This window comes from Aminobacter sp. NyZ550 (genome assembly GCF_025628925.2).
Lineage (GTDB): Bacteria > Pseudomonadota > Alphaproteobacteria > Rhizobiales > Rhizobiaceae > Aminobacter > Aminobacter ciceronei.
Genome location: NZ_CP114190.1, coordinates 1,248,627 through 1,269,729, shown reverse-complemented (window position 1 = coordinate 1,269,729; position 21,103 = coordinate 1,248,627). Strand labels below are relative to the sequence as shown.

General features: G+C 64.0%; 18 protein-coding genes, 1 pseudogene and 1 riboswitch. Of the genes and pseudogenes, 11 read left to right on the top strand and 8 right to left on the bottom strand.

The features are described from left to right. Positions 1-50: 50 nt before the first annotated feature. Positions 51-983, bottom strand: a complete 933-nt coding sequence (locus N7E70_RS06245) for a DMT family transporter (protein WP_263005814.1) — start codon at positions 981-983, stop codon at positions 51-53. 195 nt (positions 984-1,178) lie between these two features. Between N7E70_RS06245 and N7E70_RS06240 the strand changes: the two genes are divergently transcribed. The 3 genes from N7E70_RS06240 (at position 1,179) to N7E70_RS06230 (ending at position 5,265) form a co-directional block, all read left to right on the top strand. Continuing rightward, on the top strand, positions 1,179-2,477 hold the full coding sequence (locus tag N7E70_RS06240; protein ID WP_067956749.1) for an adenylosuccinate synthase: 1,299 nt from the start codon (positions 1,179-1,181) through the stop codon (positions 2,475-2,477). A gap of 75 nt (positions 2,478-2,552) precedes the next feature. Beyond that, positions 2,553-4,061: a hypothetical protein gene (locus N7E70_RS06235; RefSeq protein WP_067956745.1), complete on the top strand. Its 1,509-nt coding sequence runs from the start codon at positions 2,553-2,555 to the stop codon at positions 4,059-4,061. 265 nt (positions 4,062-4,326) lie between these two features. After that, a complete protein-coding gene (locus N7E70_RS06230) occupies positions 4,327-5,265 on the top strand; it encodes a homocysteine S-methyltransferase family protein (RefSeq protein WP_263005813.1) in 939 nt (312 codons plus the stop codon). Positions 5,266-5,274: 9 nt separating this feature from the next. On the opposite strand, the gene N7E70_RS06225 is transcribed toward N7E70_RS06230, so the two are convergent. After that, the gene (locus tag N7E70_RS06225) at positions 5,275-7,089 is read right to left on the bottom strand and encodes an ABC-F family ATP-binding cassette domain-containing protein (RefSeq protein ID WP_263005812.1); all 1,815 of its coding nucleotides are present in this window, start codon (positions 7,087-7,089) and stop codon (positions 5,275-5,277) included. A gap of 3 nt (positions 7,090-7,092) precedes the next feature. Beyond that, positions 7,093-7,737 carry a thiamine diphosphokinase gene (locus N7E70_RS06220; RefSeq protein ID WP_067966047.1) on the bottom strand — a complete coding sequence of 215 codons (645 nt, stop codon included), beginning with the start codon at positions 7,735-7,737 and terminating at the stop codon, positions 7,093-7,095. A gap of 104 nt (positions 7,738-7,841) precedes the next feature. Then, positions 7,842-7,965: riboswitch (TPP riboswitch) on the top strand. A 44-nt stretch (positions 7,966-8,009) separates the two neighbouring features. Here N7E70_RS06220 and thiB point away from each other — a divergent pair. The 4 genes and pseudogenes from thiB (at position 8,010) to N7E70_RS06200 (ending at position 13,270) form a co-directional block, all read left to right on the top strand. Further along, complete coding sequence (gene thiB, locus N7E70_RS06215) at positions 8,010-9,014, top strand: thiamine ABC transporter substrate binding subunit (protein ID WP_263005811.1); 1,005 nt, start codon at positions 8,010-8,012, stop codon at positions 9,012-9,014. A 247-nt stretch (positions 9,015-9,261) separates the two neighbouring features. Further along, complete coding sequence (thiP, locus tag N7E70_RS06210; protein WP_263005810.1) at positions 9,262-10,878, top strand: thiamine/thiamine pyrophosphate ABC transporter permease; 1,617 nt, start codon at positions 9,262-9,264, stop codon at positions 10,876-10,878. After that, positions 10,875-11,635, top strand: a pseudogene (gene thiQ / locus N7E70_RS06205) (thiamine ABC transporter ATP-binding protein). Before thiP ends, thiQ begins: the two are co-directional and overlap by 4 nt. 186 nt (positions 11,636-11,821) lie before the next feature. After that, on the top strand, positions 11,822-13,270 hold the full coding sequence (locus tag N7E70_RS06200; protein ID WP_154386648.1) for a M48 family metalloprotease: 1,449 nt from the start codon (positions 11,822-11,824) through the stop codon (positions 13,268-13,270). 60 nt (positions 13,271-13,330) lie between these two features. Here N7E70_RS06200 and N7E70_RS06195 read toward each other — a convergent pair whose 3' ends face one another. Continuing rightward, positions 13,331-14,200, bottom strand: a complete 870-nt coding sequence (locus N7E70_RS06195; RefSeq protein ID WP_263005808.1) for an RNA polymerase factor sigma-32 — start codon at positions 14,198-14,200, stop codon at positions 13,331-13,333. 250 nt (positions 14,201-14,450) lie between these two features. Here N7E70_RS06195 and N7E70_RS06190 point away from each other — a divergent pair, with 250 nt between their 5' ends. The 3 genes from N7E70_RS06190 (at position 14,451) to N7E70_RS06180 (ending at position 16,815) form a co-directional block, all read left to right on the top strand. Then, on the top strand, positions 14,451-15,224 hold the full coding sequence (locus tag N7E70_RS06190; RefSeq protein WP_067956728.1) for an amino acid ABC transporter substrate-binding protein: 774 nt from the start codon (positions 14,451-14,453) through the stop codon (positions 15,222-15,224). 140 nt (positions 15,225-15,364) lie between these two features. Continuing rightward, positions 15,365-16,045: an amino acid ABC transporter permease gene (locus tag N7E70_RS06185; protein ID WP_067956726.1), complete on the top strand. Its 681-nt coding sequence runs from the start codon at positions 15,365-15,367 to the stop codon at positions 16,043-16,045. Further along, the gene (locus tag N7E70_RS06180) at positions 16,042-16,815 is read left to right on the top strand and encodes an amino acid ABC transporter ATP-binding protein (RefSeq protein ID WP_263005807.1); all 774 of its coding nucleotides are present in this window, start codon (positions 16,042-16,044) and stop codon (positions 16,813-16,815) included. The genes N7E70_RS06185 and N7E70_RS06180 overlap by 4 nt, the downstream gene beginning before the upstream one ends. Here N7E70_RS06180 and N7E70_RS06175 read toward each other — a convergent pair. Then, the gene (locus N7E70_RS06175; protein WP_263005806.1) at positions 16,763-17,398 is read right to left on the bottom strand and encodes a cysteine hydrolase family protein; all 636 of its coding nucleotides are present in this window, start codon (positions 17,396-17,398) and stop codon (positions 16,763-16,765) included. The genes N7E70_RS06180 and N7E70_RS06175 overlap by 53 nt on opposite strands. A 352-nt stretch (positions 17,399-17,750) precedes the next feature. Here N7E70_RS06175 and N7E70_RS06170 point away from each other — a divergent pair, with 352 nt between their 5' ends. Further along, on the top strand, positions 17,751-19,121 hold the full coding sequence (locus N7E70_RS06170) for an IS1182 family transposase (RefSeq protein ID WP_192316544.1): 1,371 nt from the start codon (positions 17,751-17,753) through the stop codon (positions 19,119-19,121). 162 nt (positions 19,122-19,283) lie between these two features. On the opposite strand, the gene N7E70_RS06165 is transcribed toward N7E70_RS06170, so the two are convergent. The 3 genes from N7E70_RS06165 to N7E70_RS06155 form a co-directional block, all read right to left on the bottom strand. After that, positions 19,284-19,868 carry a CarD family transcriptional regulator gene (locus N7E70_RS06165; protein WP_067956717.1) on the bottom strand — a complete coding sequence of 195 codons (585 nt, stop codon included), beginning with the start codon at positions 19,866-19,868 and terminating at the stop codon, positions 19,284-19,286. A 359-nt stretch (positions 19,869-20,227) separates the two neighbouring features. Further along, positions 20,228-20,566 (bottom strand): ferredoxin FdxA, encoded by a 339-nt coding sequence (fdxA, locus tag N7E70_RS06160; RefSeq protein WP_067956714.1) that lies wholly within the window; start codon positions 20,564-20,566, stop codon positions 20,228-20,230. A gap of 148 nt (positions 20,567-20,714) precedes the next feature. Continuing rightward, positions 20,715-21,098, bottom strand: a complete 384-nt coding sequence (locus N7E70_RS06155) for an RNA-binding S4 domain-containing protein (RefSeq protein WP_067956710.1) — start codon at positions 21,096-21,098, stop codon at positions 20,715-20,717. Positions 21,099-21,103: the final 5 nt, after the last annotated feature.

Below are 21,103 nucleotides of genomic sequence, written 5' to 3'. Positions count from 1 at the left end.
AGCCTCCCAAGGCACCAAAGGCGCGGGCCGATCCCCGCGCCTTTTTCTTTTCAGGCATCGGAGCTGTGTTTTTCGGCAGCCAAAAGCTCCTCGGCGCTCGCCATTTTCCGCCCGGAGTGCTCGGCAAGCCAGATGCCGCCAAGCACCAGCACGATGGCGACTGCGTGGTAGAGCTGGAAGTCCTCGCCGATGATCATCACCGACAACAACGTGCCGAAGATCGGCACCATGTTGATGAACAGGCCCGCACGATTGGCGCCGATGAGTTCGACACCCCTGATGTAGAAGATCTGCGCCAGGATCGAGGGAAACAGCACCATGTAGGCGGTGATCGCCCAGCCCGTCGCATCGGGCGCGATGGCGCGGCCTGTGCCGATTTCCCAGGCGACGAACGGAAGCGAGGTGACGAAGGCGGCCGATGTCATGACGATCATCAGGCTCAGCCAGTGGATGTCCGGCTTGAAGCGCAGCGCAACTGTGTAGGCACTGTAGACAAGAACGGCGATCAGCATCAGCGCATCGCCGAAATTCATGTCGAGCGCGAGCAAGCTCCTGAGATCGCCATGGCTGGCGGTCAGCGCGATGCCTGTCAGCGACAACAGGAAGCCCAGAATCTGGCCCCAGCTGACCCGCATGCGAAACAGGATGAAGTTGGCAGCAAAGATGACCATGGGCATGCCCGCCTGCTCGATGCTGGCATTGATGGCCGAGGTGAAATTGAGCGCGGAGTAGAGGGCGGCATTGAAGGCGGTGAAGCCTAACCCGCCCAAGGCGACAAGCAGCCAGAGTTGCCTGCGCGCCACCGCCCAGTCCACCCGGAGCCTGGACCAGCCGACGGCGCCGAGAAATGCGGCGGCGAACGCCCAGCGCAACGAGGTCAAAAGCATCGGCGAGGCGTGGCCCACGGCAAGCTTGCCCGCCACCGCATTGCCACCCCAGAACAGGGTGGTCGCCAACAGCAGGACATAGGCGTTTCGATACATGCGGCCGGACTTTCGCTGGCGAGGGGCACCATGCCGACCTAGGTGCTGGCTGTCGGCATGTAAATGCGCCCAAAGGCTGAATTTGTTGTGCCTGAGGCGGCAAAGAAAGGTCGCACATCCAATTGCTTGGCGTTATAGAGGCCTGTCATTTTGCACTGTTCGCGGCCTCAGCCGCGATGTCGGAAGGAAAATATTATGGCCAATGTGGTGGTCGTCGGTTCCCAGTGGGGCGACGAAGGCAAGGGCAAGATCGTCGACTGGCTGTCGGAGCGCGCCGATGTGGTGGTGCGTTTCCAGGGCGGGCATAATGCCGGCCATACGCTGGTGGTCGACGGTGTGGTCTACAAGCTGTCGCTGCTGCCATCCGGCGTCGTGCGCGAGGGCAAGCTGTCGATCATCGGCAATGGCGTGGTCTTCGACCCGCATGCCTTTGTCGCCGAGATCGAGAAAATCCGCGCCCAGGGCGTCGAGATCGGCCCCGATCGCCTGAAAATAGCCGAAAACACCGCGCTTATCCTGTCGCTGCATCGTGAGCTGGATGGCTTCCGCGAGGACGCCGCCTCCAATTCCGGAACGAAGATTGGCACGACCCGTCGCGGCATCGGCCCCGCCTACGAAGACAAGGTGGGCCGCCGTGCCGTCAGGGTGATGGACTTGGCGGATTTGGAAACGCTCCCCCAGAAGGTCGACCGTTTGCTGACGCACCACAATGCCATGCGCCGCGGGCTTGGCCATCCCGAGGTGACGCACGACGTCATCATGGCCGAGCTGACCTCGATCGCCGACAAGATCCTGCCCTACATGGACCGCGTCTGGAAGGTGCTCGACGACAAGCGTCGCGCCGGCGAACGCATCCTGTTCGAAGGCGCCCAGGGCACCCTGCTCGACATCGACCACGGCACCTATCCGTTCGTGACCTCGTCGAACACAGTCGCCGGCCAGGCGGCAGCGGGTTCCGGCATGGGCCCGGGCTCGATCCACTACGTGCTCGGCATCACCAAGGCCTACACCACCCGCGTCGGCGAGGGCCCCTTCCCGACCGAGCAACAGAACGAAGTCGGCGAATTCCTCGGCACCCGCGGCCACGAATTCGGCGTCGTCACCGGCCGCAAGCGCCGCTGCGGCTGGTTCGATGCCGTGCTGGTGCGCCAGGCGGTTGCCGTCAACGGCATCAAGGGCATCGCCTTGACCAAGCTCGACGTGCTCGACGGTCTCGACGAGATCAAGGTCTGCACCGGCTATATGCTCGACGGCGAACTGATCGACTACCTGCCGGCGAGCCAGGGCGCCCAGGCGCGTGTCGAGCCGGTCTACGAGACGCTGGAAGGCTGGAAGGGCACCACCGCGGGCGCCCGCAGCTGGAACGACCTGCCGGCCCAGGCGGTAAAGTATGTGCGCTACATCGAGGAGCTGATCGGCGCCCCGGTGGCCATGCTTTCCACCAGCCCGGAGCGGGATGACACGATACTTGTGACCGATCCGTTTGAAGACTAGTTTTGGCAACTTTCCGGCGGCTGATTTGCCGCCGGAATCGCCGCGGCCCAGAAGAAGAGATAGGTCGACGAGAGAATGGCAGACTTCGTAGCGGTTCTGAAAAAGACGCTGGATGGCATGGGCGACACCACGCCGGCGATGCGCGCGCGGGTGTATGACAAGGCCCGCAGCACCATCGCGGCCAAGCTCGCCGCGCTCAACCCGCAGCCGCCCGCAGCCGTTGCCGAACGCCAGACCAAGTCGCTCGAGGACGCGATCGCGATCGTCGAGGCGGAATTCCATCCGCCCGTTGTGGAAGACGATCCGCTGGCCGAGCTGGAAAACGTCTTTACCTCGATCGCCCGCAACAAGGATCAGCCGGCCTATACCAGGGCAGCACCTGCACCGGAGCCACGCAGCCCGGTGACCCCGGTCGCGCCACCGCCTGCCGCAGACCCCATTCCGGCCTACACGCCGCAGCAGCGCGAGCCCCTACCCGACTTCTCGGCAAGCGACGATGACGAAGCGCAGGACGGCGAAGGCGACAACAACTTCGGCGACGCCGCAGCCAACAATGGCGATCCATTCGCCAACACGCGGCAGAAGCCGCGCAAGCGCATCAGCGGCGGCCTGATCGCAGCGGCACTTGCCGTGGTGGTGGTCGGCGCCGGCGGCTATGCGCTGTGGTCCAACCGCGATGCCTTTGTCGGCAGTGGCAGCGACACGGCGGCGGAAACGCCCCCGCCAACGAATGAAGCAGCCACTCCTCCGCCCGCCAATGGCGGCCAGGCAGCACAAGCGCCGGCAAGCGACGAGCCCGGCAAGTTCACCCAGCGCATGACCGCGGATGGCAAGGAGGTCGATCCTGGTCCGGCCAGCGGCAGCAACACCGTCGGCGAAGGCACCTCGGTTGCAGCACTGACCCAGCCGGCTCCGGCAACGCCACCGGCGACGCCCGAGACCGCGCCGGCAACCCCTGCCACGCCCGCGACGCCCGCCGAGGGAACACCGGCGACGACAACGCCTGCGGCAGGCGAAAACGCACCCGTGGCCGTCGGCCAGAAGGCGATCTTCTACGAAGAGCGCACCAACGTCGCCCAAGGCTCGGCTGAGCCGGGTTCCGTCGTCTGGACGGTGGTACAGGAATCGCCCGGCGGCGACCTGCCGCCCGAGCCTGCCATCCGCGCCGAAGCGACAATCCCCGGCAAGGACATCCAGTTGCGCATGACCATCCGCCGCAACGCCGACAAGACGCTGCCGGCGAGCCATATCCTGGAAATGATCTTCCTGACGCCTCAGGGCTTTGACGGCGGCGGCATCGAGAACATCCTGCGCGTGGCGATGAAGAGCTCGGAACAGGACGCCGGCAATTCGCTGCTCGGCATTCCGGCCAAGATCGCCGACGGCTTCTTCCTCGTTGCGCTCAACGACACCAAGGCCGAGGTCGACGCCAATCTGAACCTCCTGCGTCGCCAGAGCTGGATCGACGTGCCGGTCGTCTACAAGTCGGGCCGCCGCGCGCTGTTCACGCTCGAAAAGGGCATCCCGGGCGACAAGGTGTTCGAAGACGCGATGAAGGCCTGGCAGGCCAAGGAAGCCGGCTGATCTGGAGCTTTCGCTGGCGCGGATGATCATCCTCCGCGTCAGTAGCCTTGGAACGGCGCGCCTGCAGGGCAACTATGACCGCCGCTTGCACGACGACCGAGACGTACCTTTCGGTCCTCGCGCGTCGTCTCACGCCAGAGATTCCAGCCGGCGGCTTAAAGTAGAAACCCCTGAAGTAAGATGTTAGGCTGAAGAACGCGTTCGGCCGCGTCCAGGCTGACGGATATGACCCAGCCGACGGAAAGCCGAACGCCTTCGGTATATCATGTGCGCTGCGACGACAGATCTTCCGCATCTCGGCGCTTCCGTCGCACTCACCGACGGCGGCCTCGAGACAACGTTGGTCTTCCTGGACGGGATGGACCTGCCGTGTTTCGCGGCGTTTCCGCTGTTGCTCGATGCGGCCGGCCGCGACAGGCTCGACGGCTATTTCAGGCGCTTTCTCGATATCGCCGAGCAACACGGGGTGAGCTTCGTGCTGGACACGCCGACATGGCGGGCCAATCCCGACTGGGGCGAGAAGCTGGGCTACTCCCGCACGGCACTTTCGGACATTAATCGTCGCGCCGTCGCACAGGCGAAAGCGCTGCGGGCGCCTTACGTTGCCCGCGGCATGACGGTGCCGGTCAACGGTGTGGTCGGCCCACGTGGCGACGGCTACCGTCCCGAGATGAAGATGACGCCGGTCGAGGCCTCGGACTATCATCGCGACCAGGTCGTCGCGTTCCGCGACGCCGGAGCCGACATGATCAGCGCCGTGACCATGAACTACCCCGAGGAAGCGGTCGGCATCGCCTGTGCCGCCATGGAAGCGGGCCTGCCATCGGTGATTTCCTTTACGGTAGAGACTGACGGGCGATTGCCATCGGGCGAAAGCCTGGCGGAAGCGATCGAGATCGTCGATGACGAGACCGACGGCGCGCCCGCCTACTTCATGATCAACTGCGCCCATCCCAGCCATTTCGACAGCGTGCTGGCGGACGCCGGCAGCTGGGTCCAGCGCATTGGCGGCGTGCGGGCAAACGCATCGACAAAAAGCCACGCCGAACTCGATGCCGCAACGGAGCTCGATCCCGGCGATCCTGCCGATCTCGCCCGCCGCTATCGGACGATGCGGGACGGCTTCGGCCACATCAAGGTTCTTGGCGGCTGTTGCGGCACCGATCATCGCCATATCGCGGCGATCTGCGAAGCCTGCCTCTAGGGCCCCTGGCTAGCCTTCCAATTCCTCGCGCAGCATCTCCAGCTCCAGCCATTCCTCCTCGAGAGCGGTCAACGTCGCGCGTTCCTTGTCGAGCGCGGCAATGGTCTTCTGGAAGCCGTGGGGGTCGCGTTCGTAGAAGGCCGGATCGGCGATCTGGTTTTCCAGCCGCGAGATCGAAGCGGTCACCGCCTCCATCTTCTTGGGCAGGCTTTCGAGCGCGAACTTCTGTTTGAACGACAGCTTTTTCGACGCGGCCTTGGGCGCTTCGACGTCACTGCGGCCGGCAGAAGCCTGGCCATTGGCTGCCTTGCGTGACTTGCGGTCGTCGAGCTTGGTGCCACCGCGCTGGGCCAGCATGTCGGCGTAGCCGCCGGCATATTCGATCCAGCGGCCCTCGCCGTCGGGCGCGATGATGCTGGTGACGGTGCGGTCGAGGAAATCGCGGTCGTGGCTGACCAGGATGACGGTGCCGGCGAAACCGGCGACCAGTTCCTGAAGCAGTTCCAGCGTCTCCATGTCGAGATCGTTGGTCGGCTCGTCGAGCACCAGAAGGTTTGCCGGACGCGCCAGCACGCGGGCCAGGATCAGCCGGGCACGCTCGCCGCCGGAGAGTTCGCGCACCGGCGTGCGCGCCTGCTCGGGCTTGAACAGGAAGTCCTTCATGTAGGAGACGACGTGGCGCTGCTCGCCATTGATGACGAGGTTTTCGCCACGGCCATCGGTCAGGTAGCTCGACAGCGTTTCGTTCGGATCGACCGCCTCGCGCTTTTGGTCGAGGGTGGCGATCTCCAGATTGACGCCAAGCCGCACGCTGCCGGCATCGGGCTCCAACTCGCCGGTCAGCATCTTGAGCAAGGTCGTCTTGCCGGCACCGTTGGGGCCGACGAGACCGACGCGATCGCCGCGCTGGATGCGGGTCGAGAAACCCTTGACGACTGAAAGCTCGCCAAAGCTCTTGTCGATGTTCTTGGCCTCGATGATCAGCTTGCCGGATTCTGCCGCCTCGCTGGCAACCATGGTCGCCACGCCCTCGGCGCCGCGATGGCTGCGGAACGTCTGGCGCATCGTCTGCAGTTCGCCGAGCCGGCGCATGTTGCGCTTGCGCCGCGCCGTCACGCCATAACGCAGCCAATGCTCCTCGCGCACGATCTGGCGGCCGAGCTTGTGCTGCTCGCGCTCCTCCTCCTCGAGGATCTGGTCGCGCCATTCCTCGAAATGGGCAAAGCCGCGGTCGAGCCGGCGCGTCTGGCCGCGATCGAGCCAGACGGTGTTGCGGCTGACGCGCTCGAGAAAGCGGCGGTCGTGCGAAATCAGGATCAGCGCCGAGGAGGTGCGGATCAGCTCCTCTTCCAGCCATTCGATGACCGCGAGGTCGAGATGGTTGGTCGGCTCGTCGAGCAGCAGGATGTCGGGCTCGGGCGCCATGACGCGGGCAAGGGCTGCGCGACGCGCTTCGCCGCCCGACAGGTCGGCCGGGGACTCTTCGCCGGTCAGGCCGAGATGGTCGAGCAGATAGGTGGCGCGATGCGGATCGTCAGCAGGTCCGAGCCCGGCTTCGACATAGGCGCGGACAGAGGCGAAGCCGTCCATGTCGGGCATCTGCGGCAAGTAGCGGATGGTTGCCGTCGGCTGGCGGAACACCACGCCGTCCTGCGGCTCGATCATGCCCGCCGCGATCTTGAGCAGCGTCGACTTGCCCGAGCCGTTGCGGCCGACAAGCGCGATCTTGTCGCCGGCAGCGGCCGTCAGTGCGGCGCCATCGAGCAGCGGCGTGCCGCCAAAGGTCAGACGGATGCCGTCGAGATTGAGAAGCGGAGGCGCCATGTTTCAGAAATCCGAGGCAGGAAAGGGATGAGCGAGGAGTAGGGCACGGCCGCTGCCGAGCGAAATCCGCAACGGACCCCGCACTTCATTGGAAAGGGTCAGCGACGAACCGAACGGCACGTCGACATTGTCGAGCGGCCACTTGGCGCCCTGTTCGGACAGCCCGGTCAGCTCGGAGAAGGCGAGCACCGAAAACAGCATGCCGTCTTCATAGTCGAAGCCTGCGCTGCCGGGCAGGAGCGGCAAAGCCTCCTGGCGCCCGCTGCTCAGCAGCACCTCGATGCCGGCTTCGGCAAGCCTGAGCGCAAGAGCGAAATGAAGGAAGGCGTGGTCGGCGCGGGCGCCGCCGAAGGCGCCGACAAGCACCAGCGAGGTCGCGCCGAGCCGAAGCGCGGCATCGATGGCCAGTTCACCGTCGGTCCTGTCCTTTTCGGCCGGAAAGGTCGCCCGCGGCAGGTCGGCAAAACGCGGGTCGAGATCTACCGGCACGGAATCGAAGTCGCCGAGCCACAGTTCCGGCATCAGCCCGAGCGTGGCGGCATGGCGGATACCGGCATCTGCCGCAATCACCCTGCTGCCCGCCACCTGGCGGTCGAGGCGCGGGGTGCGGAAAAGCTCGCCGCCGAGAAGTATGGTGAACCGGGTCATGGCATGCGCATTACCAGCCCGGCAGCCGAAACGGAAGGCCGCGACGCGGTCGGTGGCCGGCAAACTACCGCTTGCGTGGCCTGATGCGCGAGCCTATTTGTTGAACCGCTCTAACGGGGTGCCGGTCGCGCAATTGCGTGCCGGCTGAGAGGCATAGGGAACCGTCCCGGCCAACCCGCTGAACCTGATCCGGCTTGTACCGGCGGAGGGATTAGATGCTTCGGACGCCCGGCGCTTCAAATTCCCTTTCAACACCTATGAAGGAGGCGCCGATGCGCTCGTTGATCCTGTCCATGACTTCCGCCCTGGCGCTGGCCACGGTTGCTTTCCCTGCCGCTGCCGAAGGCAAGCTTACCGTCTACACCTATGAAAGCTTCACCTCCGAGTGGGGCCCCGGCCCGCAGGTCAAGAAGGCCTTCGAAGCCGACTGCGCCTGCACTGTCGACTTCGTCTCGGTCGCCGATGGCGTAGCACTGCTCAACCGCGTCAAGCTCGAAGGTGCATCGACCAAGGCCGACATCGTGCTTGGCCTCGACACCAATCTGACAGCCGAAGCCAAGGCCACCGGCCTGTTTGCACCGCATGGTGCCGCCGGCGCCGACGTCAAGGTTCCGGGTGACTGGAAGGACGACACCTTCGTTCCTTACGACTACGGCTACTTCGCCGTCGTCTATGACACCGAGACGCTGAAGGACCCGCCGAAAAGCCTGAAGGAACTTGTCGAGGGCAATCCGGAAGAAAAGATCGCGATCCAGGATCCGCGCACCTCGACGCCGGGCCTCGGCCTGCTGCTCTGGGTCAAGTCGGTCTATGGCGACAAGGCGCCGGAAGCCTGGGCCAAGCTCAAGGGCCGCGTGCTGACCGTCACCCCGGGCTGGAGCGAGGCCTATGGCCTGTTCACCAAGGGCGAGGCGCCGATGGTGCTGTCCTACACCACGTCGCCAGCCTACCACATGGTCGCCGAGAACACCGAGCGTTACCAGGCGGCGTCCTTCGAGGAAGGCCACTACCTGCAGATCGAGGTCGCCGGCATCACCACGACCGGCGCCAAGAACCCGCTGGCCGAAAAGTTCATGGCCTTCATGACCAGCCCAGGCTTCCAGGACGCCGTACCCGAAACCAACTGGATGCTGCCCGCCGGCAAGACCGACAAGCCGCTCAACCCTGCCTTCGACAAGCTGGTGAAGCCGACCAAGACGCTGATCTTCAGCGCCGACGAGGTGGCTGCCAACCGCAAGGCATGGGTCGACGAGTGGCTCGGCGTGATGAGCAAGTAAGGCTCTGTCGACCTGCCATGGTTGCGCTTGAACATCCCCTTCTGGCCTGCCGGCCATCTCCCCCGCAAGGGGGGAGATTGGTAGTGGAATGGCTCTCGCCAACCCCAGAGGTTGCCGGTGGTGCGTGGGCATCCAAGCCGCTGATCTCCCCCCTTGCGGGGGAGATGGCCGGCAGGCCAGAGGGGGGTGGGACAGAGCGCGACCCATCGCGGCTGCCGCACCTGCGCCTAGCCAATCGCGGCCCCGCATGTCGGTGAGCCGTACAGACCCCCGCATTGCCGCCGGCATCATCGCGCTGGCGGCCATCGGCATCCTGATCGGCGGCGCATTTGCCGGTCTTGGCATCGAGGCCGCACGCAATCCACAAGGTGCTGCCGACGCCTTCGATTCCTATCTCTTCCGCATTGCCCGTTTCACCCTGTGGCAGGCGCTGCTGTCGACCTTGCTGTCGGTTGTGCCGGCGATCTTCGTTGCCCGAGCGCTCGCACGGCATTCCGCCTTTCCCGGCCGCGCGCTGATCCTGCGCCTGTTTGCCGTTCCCCTCGCCTTGCCGGCGATCGTCGCAGCCCTTGGCATCCTGTCGCTCTACGGCCGCGCCGGCTATTTCGCTGAACCGCTGGCGGCGCTGACCGGCGGCACCTGGCCCGGCATCTATGGGCTGTCCGGCATTCTCGTTGCCCATGTCTTCTTCAACCTGCCGCTGGCGACGCGGCTGATTCTGGAGGCGCTGCAGACGGTGCCGGCGGACCAGTGGCGGCTGGCGAGCCAGCTCGGCATGGGCGCACGGTCGAGCTTCCGCATGATCGAATGGCCGGCAATCCGAGCAGCCTTGCCCGGCATTGCGGGCCTCGTTTTCATGCTGTGCATCACCTCCTTCACCATCGTGCTGACGCTCGGCGGCGGCCCGGCCGCAACAACGCTTGAGGTTGCGATCTATCAGGCGTTGCGCTTCGACTTCGACCCCGCGCGCGCAGTCGCCCTGACCCTGCTGCAGATCGCGCTCACGGCAGTTGTGGTTCTGGCGCTGATGCGGCTCGGTGCCAACACGACCGGCGACGCCAACCTGCCGGTGGCCCAGCGCAACTACATCAAGGCAAAGACCGGCGAGAAGGCGCTCAACACCGCCATCATCGTTGTGGCGCTCGTCTTCGTCGGTGGGCCGATGCTGGCGACAATCGTCTCCGGGCTTGAGGCCAATCTCGGCCGCCTCGCCGGCGAAGCGGCGGTGCAGCGTGCGACACGTACCAGCATCGTGCTTGCGACGCTGTCGGCAACACTCGCAACCATGCTTGCGCTGTCCCTCGTCATGGCGCGCCGGGCACTGGCCGGCAGCAGGACAGGCGGCGAAAAGACATTGCTCGAACGCTTCACCGACACCGGCGCCGGCTTCGTATTGGTGGTGCCGCCGATCGTCATCGGTGCCGGCTGGTTCGTGCTGGTGCGGCAGTCGGTCGAGGTGTTTTCGCTGGCGCCATTCATGGTCGTCACCGTCAACGCCGTTATGGCCATGCCATTTGCCGTCCGCGCCGTCCGCCCTGCCTATGATGCGGCCAGCGAACGTCACGAAAGGCTGTGCGCCCAGCTCGGCATCTCAGGCTGGAACAGGCTGCGGTTGATCGACTGGCCGGTGCTCAAGCGCCCGCTTGCAACGGCATTCTCCTTTGCCATGGCGCTGTCGCTCGGCGATCTCGGTGTCATCGCGCTGTTCGGCAGCGACGCGGTGCAGACCTTGCCCTACCTTTTGCTCGCCCGCATGGGCAGCTACCGCACCGATGACGCGGCGGGACTTGCATTGATGCTCGGCCTGTTGTGCCTGGCGTTGACGATGCTCGCCGACCGCCTCGGCAGGGAGACTGCGAAATGACCTCGACCAGTGCCGTGGTACGCCTCGACCATGTGGTGTTCAGCTATAGCGACACCATGGTGCGCTTCGACGTGACCTTTGCACCGGGCGAGATCACCGCGATCATGGGACCGAGCGGCGCCGGCAAGTCGACATTGCTCAACCTCGTCGCCGGCTTTGAGATACCGCGCGAAGGCCGCGTGTTGATCGGCGACGTCGACGTGACGATCGCACCGCCATCCGAGCGGCCGGTGTCGATGGTTTTCCAGGAAAACAACCTCTTTGCCCACCTCGACGTCGAGAAGAATGTCGGGCTCGGTCGCTCGCCTGCGCTGCGCCTGGACACTGCCGACAGGCGGGACGTGGCAACCGCACTGACACGCGTCGGCCTCGCCGGCATGGAGAAGCGCCTGCCCCGCGAACTGTCGGGCGGCGAACGCCAGCGCGTGGCGCTGGCGCGCGTCCTTGTCCGCGACCGGCCGATTCTCCTGCTGGATGAACCCTTTGCCTCGCTTGGACCAGCATTGCGCGAGGATATGCTGGATCTCGTGGCGAGCCTTCATGCAGAACGCGGCATGACCGTGCTTTTCGTGACACACCAGCCCGAAGATGCCCGAAAACTGGCCAAAAACATGGTTTTCGTCGAAGCTGGCACTGTCGCGGCGGCTGGAAAGACTGCGGATTTCTTCACCAATGCTGGACCTGAAGCGTTCAGACACTATATCGGCGGTGAACGGTGATGATGCGATCACGCCGGGTTGCCCGGAAGCGGACATAATTTACAGCCAAATCGCCACATTGGCGGTATCGGCCTTATTGTGTCGGCGAGTCGTCTGTGGCTACGTCCATCTGGTCGGGCCCGCTTCTGTTTTGCCTGCCGCCTGAAGACTTCGAAAGGACGCGAGCTCTGCCCACCTGCCGCGACATGTTGATCGAGACGAGAACGCCCCGCTATGCGCGCCTGATGGTTGCCGTCGCGCTGTCGGCGCTTGTCTCGGGTTGCCAGATACTCAACCCCTCCGATGTCCGCGAGTCAGGCTTCCAGCCGTCCAACAATCCTGTCACCGTCGACAACGTCACCCGCAACGACAAGCTCGCCGAGATCGCCAAGGCGCAGCATCCGCGCATTCTGGCGACCTATGGCGGCGAGTATTCGGATCCCAAGCTTGAGCGCATGGTCGCCAAGGTTGTCGGCAGCTTGACCACCGTGTCGAGCAACCCGAACCAGACCTACCGCATCACCATCCTGAACTCGCCCAACGTCAATGCCTTTGCGCTGCCCGGCGGCTATCTCTACGTGACGCGCGGCCTGCTGGCGCTGGCCAATGATTCGGCCGAGCTTGCCGCCGTCATCTCGCACGAGATGGGCCACGTCACTGCCAACCACGGCATCCAGCGTCAGCAGAAGGAAGCCGAGGAAGTGTTGGCGACCAAGGTCGTCACCGACGTGCTCGGCGAAAGCCCGACCGCCAAGGCAGCGCTGATCCGCGGCAAGCTCCGGCTCGCCCAGTTCTCGCGCAATCAGGAGCTGGAAGCCGACGGCATCGGCATCAAGATGAGCGGCCAGGCCGGCTACGATCCGTTTGCCGCAGGACGCTTCCTGCAGTCGATGGCCGCCTACTCCGACCTGCGCGCGGTCAGCGGCGCCACCGACGCCAGCCTCGACTTCCTGGCGAGCCACCCCAACGCGCCGCAGCGCATCGACCTTGCCCAGCGCCACGCCCGCCAGTTCGGCGCGCCCGGCATCGGCCGCCGCGATCGCGATTCCTTCCTCGCCGGCATCGACGGCCTGCTGTTCGGCGATACGCCCGACGAAGGTTATGTGCGCGGCACCACCTTCATGCACCCCAAGCTCGGCATCTCGTTTGCCGTGCCGCAAGGCTTTGTCATCGACAACACGGCAGCCGCCGTCACAGCGACCGGACCTGACAATACGGCTATCCGCTTCGATGGCGTGGCGATCGACGCCAAGCTGCCACTGACCGACTACGTCAAGAGCGGCTGGGTCGCAGGCCTCGACCCGTCGAGCGTGCGCGCCGATACGATCAACGGCAACGAGGCGGCCTTCGCCCGCGCCAGCGCCGAAGGCTGGCAGTTCGATATCGTCGTGATCCGCAATGGCGCGCAGGTCTATCGCCTGCTGACGGCCGCTCCGACGGCCAGCACCGCGCTGGACCAGATCGCCCGTTCGGTCAGCTCCAGCTTCCGGGTCATGACGGCAGCGGAGAAGGCTGGTCTGAAGCCGTTGCGCATCCGCGTCGTCACCGTCCAGCCCGGCCAGAACATGGGCTCGCTCGCCGCCAGCATGGTCGGCGTCGACCGCAAGCTCGACCTGTTCAGGGTTCTGAATGCGCTGGCGCCCGGCGCCTCGGTCTCCGCCGGCGACAAGGTCAAGATCGTCACCGACCGGTAGCGCATCGGCCCGGAAATCGGGACGTTCGGCAAGCACGATGCAGGTCCAGGAGATCAGCGCTCAGGCGACCTGGAACGCCGGGTTCCTCCGCTCCAGCGCTGATTTCAGCTTTTCCATGGCGCGGGTCTCGATCTGGCGAACCCGCTCCTTCGAGATGCCGAGCGAGGTGCCGAGCTCTTCCAGCGTAGCACCTTCCTCCGTCAGCCGACGTTCTTCGATGATCTGCAGTTCCCTCGCATTGAGCACGGTGAGCGCGTCATGCAGCCATCCCGAGCGGCGCTCGATGTCGATCGCCTCGCCGACCAGCTCGTCCGGCAAGGGATCGTCCGAGACCAGCAGATCCATCCGTTCGCCCGAATCGCCATCGTCGCTGAGCGGCGCATTGAGCGAGGTGTCGGGCACCGACAACCGCATGTCCATCAGCGCGACGTCGGCTTCCGACACGCCAAGGGCTACCGAAATCTCCTGATAGGCTGCGGTGCCGCCGAGCGGGTCGCCGCCCTGGGCGAGCCGGGCGCGCATGCGCCGCAGGTTGAAGAACAGCGACTTCTGCGCCGAACTCGTGCCGCCACGGACGATCGACCAGTTGCGCAGGATATAGTCCTGCATCGAGGCGCGAATCCACCAGGTCGCATAGGTCGAGAAGCGGACCTCACGCTCAGGGTCGAAGCGTGCCGCCGCTTCAAGCAGCCCGACATGGCCTTCCTGGATGAGGTCGCCCATCGGCAGCCCGTAGCGCCGGAACTTGACCGCCATGGCGATGACGAGGCGCATATGGGCGGTGGTGATGCAGTTGAGCGCATCCTGATCGTGCCGCTCTTTCCAGCGGATCGCCAGCTCGAGCTCTTCGCCGCGCTCCAGATAGGGCGCGCGCGACGCCGCCCTCAGCATCATCTGCTCGCCAGACAGGCCTGCCCGATCCATATACATCTTGCGCCCCTTGTCCTGAGAGCAGCCAGACGCGCACCGCAATTGCCGCGCTGCCCCGCAGCGCCATTAACGCGCCGTATCGTCGAATGTTCCGGGGCGGCTGGCGGCCTTCAGTTGCGTAGATTCGCATTCCAGTATTGCGTCAATTTTGAAATTTCATTCCTTATGTCGAGAGCTGGCTTCTGACAGATTGCCGCCAATCACAACTTTCCCGGCCAGCGAGCCGGGCACAAAATCGGGATCACACAAAATGAAGTGGTTTAAGTCGCTGGCCGTTGCCGCAACGATCCAGCTCGCAGCCGTCGCCGCCGGCCATGCCGGTGAAAATCTCAATGAGATCAAGGCAGCCGGCGTATTCAAGATCGGCACCGAGGGCACCTACGCGCCCTTTACCTATCACGACGCATCGGGAGCGCTCGTCGGCTTCGACGTCGAGATCGGCAAGGAAATCGCCAAGCGCCTCGGCGTCAAGGCAGAGTTTCTCGAAGGCAAGTGGGACGGCCTGATCGCCGGCATCGACGCCAAGCGCTATGACGCCGTCATCAACCAGGTCGGCATCACGGAGGCGCGCAAGGCCAAGTACGACTTCTCCGATCCCTACATCGCCTCGAAGGCAGTGCTGATCGTCAGCGGCAAGAATGAGGACATCAAGGGCTTCGCCGACCTCAAGGGCAAAAAGTCGGCCCAGTCGCTGACCAGCAATTTCGGCAAGATCGCCGAGGCCAATGGCGCCGAGCTCGTCGGCACCGATGGCTTCGACCAGTCGATCCAGCTGGTGCTGAACGGCCGCGCCGACGCCACCATCAACGACTCGCTATCGTTCCTCGACTTCAAGAAGCACAAGCCGGACGCCGACGTGAAGATCGTCGCCGAAGAGGCCAAGGCCGACTTCTCCGGCGTGATCGTGCGTAAGGGTGAGCCCGAGCTGGTCGAGGCGATCAACAAGGCGCTGGCGGAGATCAAGGCCGACGGCACCTACAAGAAGATTTCCGAGACCTATTTCGGCGCCGACGTCTCGCAGTAACAGCATTGCCCTTCAGGCGGCGCCCGGCGTGGCGGCCGCCTGTAAGGCGCTCATTTTCCACCTCTCATTTTTTCCCATGAACTTGCCCGGAAAATCTGCGATTTTCCGGGCTTGTTTGTTGTGGAGAGGGAGCATTCATCTTGCCACACTGGCTTCAATTGATGCTGGACTCGCTCGGCCCACTGTTGTGGGCCGCGCTCGTTTTCACAGCCCCGCTGACGCTTCTCTCTTTCGCCTTCGGCCTGACCGTGGGGCTGGGCGCAGCCCTTGCCCGCCTGTTCGGGCCTACCTGGCTTTCTGGCATCGTCCGCTTCTACGTCTGGATCATCCGCGGCACGCCGCTTCTGGTGCAGCTGTTCCTGATCTTCTACGGCCTGCCCAGCATCGGCATCGTGCTCGACGCCTTTCCGGCGGCACTGATCGGCTTCACCCTCAATGTCGGCGCGTATTCCTCCGAGATCATTCGTGCCGCTATCAGCTCGGTGGCCAAGGGGCAGTGGGAAGCGGCTTACTCTATCGGCATGACATGGTCGCAGGCGATGCGTCGCACAGTCCTGCCGCAGGCAGCCCGCGTCGCCGTGCCACCGCTGTCCAACACCTTCATCTCGCTGGTCAAGGACACCTCGCTGGCTGCCGCCATCACCGTGCCGGAGATGTTCCAGGCAGCCCAGCGCATCGTCGCCACCACTTATGAACCGCTGATCCTCTATGTCGAGGCGGCCATACTCTATCTCGCAATGAGCTCGGTGCTGTCGTCGCTTCAGGTCAGGCTCGAGAAGCGGCTCAACCGTTACGGCGGCTTCCTGGAGGCACGGTCATGATCGGACTGTCCCACATCGTCAAACAATTCGGCGACAATGTCGTGCTCAAGGATGTTTCGGTCGAGATCCGCGAGGGCAGCGTCACCGCTCTCGTCGGGCCTTCCGGCGGCGGCAAGAGCACGCTGCTGCGCTGCATCAACCTGCTGGAAATTCCGACCTCCGGCACTGTGCGCATCGGCGACGACACGCTCGTATTCCGCCCCGGCCACCGCGTCGCCACCAAGGCAATCCAGCAGTTGCGCCGCCAGACAGGCATGGTGTTCCAGAACTTCCAGTTGTTTCCGCATCGCACGGCGATCGAGAACGTCATGGAAGGGCTGGTGACGGTACTGAAATGGCCAGATGCGAAGGCACGCGAGCGGGCCATGACGCTGCTCGACAAGGTCGGCATGGCGCACAAGCTCGACGCCTGGCCCGCGACCTTATCCGGCGGTCAGCAGCAGCGCGTGGCCATCGCACGCGCGCTGGCGCCGTCGCCCAAGGTGCTGTTGTGCGATGAGCCGACCTCGGCACTCGACCCGGAACTCGCGCAGGAAGTGGTCGACGTGCTCGGCCAGCTGGCGCGCGAGGGCACGACGATGGTGATCGCCACGCACGATCTGCGCCTGGCGTCGAAGATTGCCCATGAGGTGCTGTTCCTGGAAGCGGGCTCGGTGGTTGAAAAGGGCCCTGCCAACGAGGTGTTCGGCAATCCCAGGCACGAGCGCACCAAACGGTTCATCGCGACGATGACGCATCAGCACGACCACGGCAAGGGCGGCGAAGGCTAGATCTCGCTGCCGCCCCAGGCAGTGGTCGGAACGAGATTGCCACGGCCGGGCGGACATCGACCACGGCATCGCCGGCACCAAAACCGTCGAGCGTTTCGTTGTGGTGGGCGATGATGTCGACATGGGTGAGATGGGCCGAGTCGGCGGTCGTATGGCAGTCGGCGACGAGCGTGACGTCGTAACCGAGCGACACGGCCCGACGCACAGTCGTGTCGACGCAGAACTGGGTCATGCAGCCGCCGACGACAAGATGCGAGATACCAAGCTCCCCAAGGCGGGCGCCGAGCTCGGTCTCGTGAAACGAGTCCGAGCTCTTCTTGCGAACGAGAAGGTCACCGGCCCGCGGGGCCAGCTCCGGCCGAACTTCCCAACCTTCCGTGCCAACTGCCAGGCGGTGGCCCGCAGCGCCGTCATGCTGGATGACTATGACCGGCACGCCCGCAGAACGCGCTCTGTCCTGGAGATCACGCAGCCTGCCAATGGTATCGTCGAGCGCAGCCTCGAGCAGTGGCCGCCGCTCCGAGGTGCCTTTGCCCCTCAGGATCGCATTCTGCACGTCGATGACAAGAAGTGCGGTGCCCATATGCTGCCTCTCCTGTTGCGATGATTGGCGTTGGATACAGCAAAACCGGTCGGCTCAGTAGCGGCTTTCACGCCGAACTGCTCGGCCAGCAGGGCCACCTTCTGGCCTGTCCCGTCGGCCGCAGGGTCACGGCAACCGCGGTGACGGTCCAGAAGCGGCGGCATCTCATCCAGCCAGAGCCTCTAGGATATTTTCCAGAAGTGACTGTCAGCCGATTGGCCGCGCAACGCACCATTGTCTGCTGAGACGCGCTGCCTCTCGGCAGACAAACAAAAAACGCGCCGGCATGCCGGCGCGTTCAGACTGCTGACAAACCCCTGGCGAGAGTTGGGGGTTTGTGATTCAGTGGGTGATGTTGAAGCGAGCCGGCCCTGAACAAACCGCACTTGAGATCGTCACGCTCGATCAACTGGTTCCAGTTGATCACCTTCTGCGCAAGATCGATGGTGTTATCGATTTCTCGTTCATCCACGATCTGACAGCGCCGCTTTACTGCGCCGACAATGGTCGCCCGCCACTTGATCCGACCTTGATGTTCAAGGCGCTGTTCATCGGCTACCTGTTCGGGGTGCGCTCGGAGCGGCAATTGGTGCGAGAGATCGAGGTCAATGTCGCCTACCGGTGGTTCCTGCGGCTGAAGCTGACGGACAAGGTGTTCGACGCCTCGACATTGTCGCAGAACCGACGCCGGCGCTACCAGGACGAGACGATCGCGCAGGCGATCTTCGACCGCATTGTCGAGCAGGCGATCGGGGCAGGCTTGGTCGACGGCACGGTGCTCTACACCGACAGCACGCACCTGAAGGCCAATGCCAACAAGGGCAAGTACGACCTTGCCATGGTCGCCAAGTCGCGTGCCGACTACTGGGGCGAGCTCGACCGGGCGATCGATGCCGAACGGGCGTTGCACGGCCAGAAGGCGCTGAAGGAGCAGGAGCGGCAGCCTGCGGTGAAAGAGACGAAGGTCTCGCGCACCGATCCTGAGGCTGGCTATATGGTGCGCGAGGGCAAGCCGAAGGGCTTCTTTTATCTCGATCACCGCACGGTGGATGGCGGCTTCGGCATCATCACCGACACGTTTGCCACGCCGGCCAACGTGCATGACTCGATCGTCTATCTCGACCGGCTCGACCGCCAGGTGGAGCGTTTCGGCTTCGACGTCACGGCGGCGGGGCTGGATGCCGGCTATGCCACGCCAGGCATCGCCAAGGGCCTGGAGGACAGGAACATCCACGGTGTCGTCGGCTATCGCAACCCGACCCGGCCAAAGCCTGGCAAGATGAGGAAGGGCGCTTTCGTCCATGAGCCGGACCTTGACGGCTATCGTTGCCCGCAGGGCCAGTTGCTCACTTACGCCACCACCGATCGCGGCGGTTATCGCCACTACAGGAGCGACCCGACGATCTGCCGCAACTGTCCGCTGCTGGCGTCTTGCACATCAAACGCCAAGGCCGAGCGCACCATCACGCGCCATGTCTGGCAGGATGTCCGCGAGCGGGTCGATGCCAACCGCTTAACCGCATGGGGCAAGGCGATCTATCGACGCCGCAAGGAGACGGTCGAGCGATCCTTCGCCGATGCCAAGCAGCTCTTCGGCCATCGCTATGCCCGCTTCCGAGGGCGAACACGCGTCGCCTGCCAGTGCCTGATCGCAGCCGCCGCCCAGAACATGAAAAAGATCGCAATCAGCCTCTGGCCAAAGCCAAAACCAAGCCTCGCATGAGGCCAAAGCCGGCTCGCAACGGCCTTGGCATCTGCCCCCCGACATCAATCCAAAAGCTCAATCAACCCACAAAACAAAACCCCGCCGAAATTCGACGGGGTTTGTCAGCAGTCTGAACCCGGCCAATGGCCGGGTTTTTCATAGCGGAACTTACAAGCCCTATCAGGCAGCTTCTTCCTGCTCGGCGTCGGCTTCTTCGTTGTCGGCCTTTGTGCCGCGCTTCGGACCCTTGTTGAGGTTGGTCTCGATGAGACGGACAGCCTCGGTCTCCGACAGGCGGTTGACCGCTGCCAGTTCGCGCGCCATGCGGTCGAGCGCTGCTTCATAGAGCTGGCGCTCGGAGTAGGACTGCTCCGGCTGGTTGTCGGCGCGATAGAGGTCGCGCACGACCTCGGCGATCGAGATCAGATCACCGGAATTGATCTTCGCATCATATTCCTGGGCGCGGCGCGACCACATGGTGCGCTTGACGCGGGCGCGGCCCTGCACGACCTTCAACGCACGCTCGACATAGTCGGTCTCCGACAGCTTGCGCATGCCGATGGACGTTGCCTTGGCGACCGGCACCTTGAGGCGCATCTTGTCTTTCTGGAAATCGATTACGAACAGCTCGAGCTTGTGTCCCGCCACTTCCTGCTCGTCGATCGATACGATCTGGCCGACGCCGTGCGCCGGGTAGACAATGTACTCGCCAGTCTTGAAACCGTGACGTGCTGCGGATTTCTTCTGCGGGATGGAAGTTGCCATACGCCCTGAACTCCTTCTTGTGACACCGGCCCGCCGAGGCCGGTTGATCGGGACGGTCGCAAAACGCGACCTTCTGCCGCACGACATTCGACCCCCAATCGGAAGAGCCTGGACCGGCAAACCGCAAAACGTTGCGACCGCCGGGCCCAGATTACTCTGGTCCGGATTAGGGTTGTCACCTTTCAGTGAATTAGGCTATGCGCCATAAATCGACGTTGTGTCATCGGCATGTTAGGCTAGCTCTAACACAAAAAGTCGGAAGAATCAAGATTTTGCTGCATACGCGAACAATCTGCCGCGTCAAGAGTCGACGGCGGCTCTCAATCCAACGATCTAGCGCCATTTAGGGCGCGCTACCCTCAGTTGCCTTCGCCAGGCTCGGCCGAAAAGAACTTCTCGAACTTGCCTTCGACGCCGTCAAATTCCTTGGCGTCTGCCGGCGGCTCCTTCTTTGCCGTGATATTCGGCCATTTTTCGGCATATTCGGTGTTGATCTGCAGCCATTTGTCGAGCCCCGACTCAGTGTCAGGCTTGATCGCGTCGGCCGGACATTCCGGTTCGCAGACGCCGCAGTCGATGCACTCGTCGGGATGAATGACGAGCATGTTCTCGCCTTCATAGAAGCAGTCGACCGGACAAACCTCGATGCAATCCATGTATTTGCATTTGATGCAGTTGTCGGTGACGACGTAGGTCATGAAGCAGGCTCCGGGACTTCCCGTAGTTTGTATCTTTCGGGTGAGGTATCCCCTTTGCGGGGTCGTTGCAAGGGCGGCCATTCCGCGCAGAAGCACGTTTGCGGAACGTAATTCTCAACTTCGTTGCCGCCGCTCCAGAGCCTTTGCGTCACTGGTCGCGCAGCCTGTCGGTGGCCCGCCGTTCTTTCTTGGTCGGACGGCCACTGCCAACCTCGCGCAGCGGCGGCCTGGCGTCGGGCGGCGCCTCATCCCTCGGCGTGGGTGCGGGAGAGATGTCGTCGTAGAGCTTGCGTGCTTCTTCGGCCGGCCCGCGACGCTCGCCAGCCAGCAGAATCTTGTAGACCAGGATACGACGATCGAGCGTAATCGTCAGCACGTCGCCTGCCTTGACGATGTCGGAGGCCTGGCTGAGCTTCTGGCCGTTGCACCTGACGCCGCCAGATTGCGCGAGCTTGGCGCCAAGCGAGCGCGACTTGACCGCGCGCGAGAAGAACAGCCACTTGTCGATGCGCTGTCTTCCCTCGCCGGCCAAGGCGC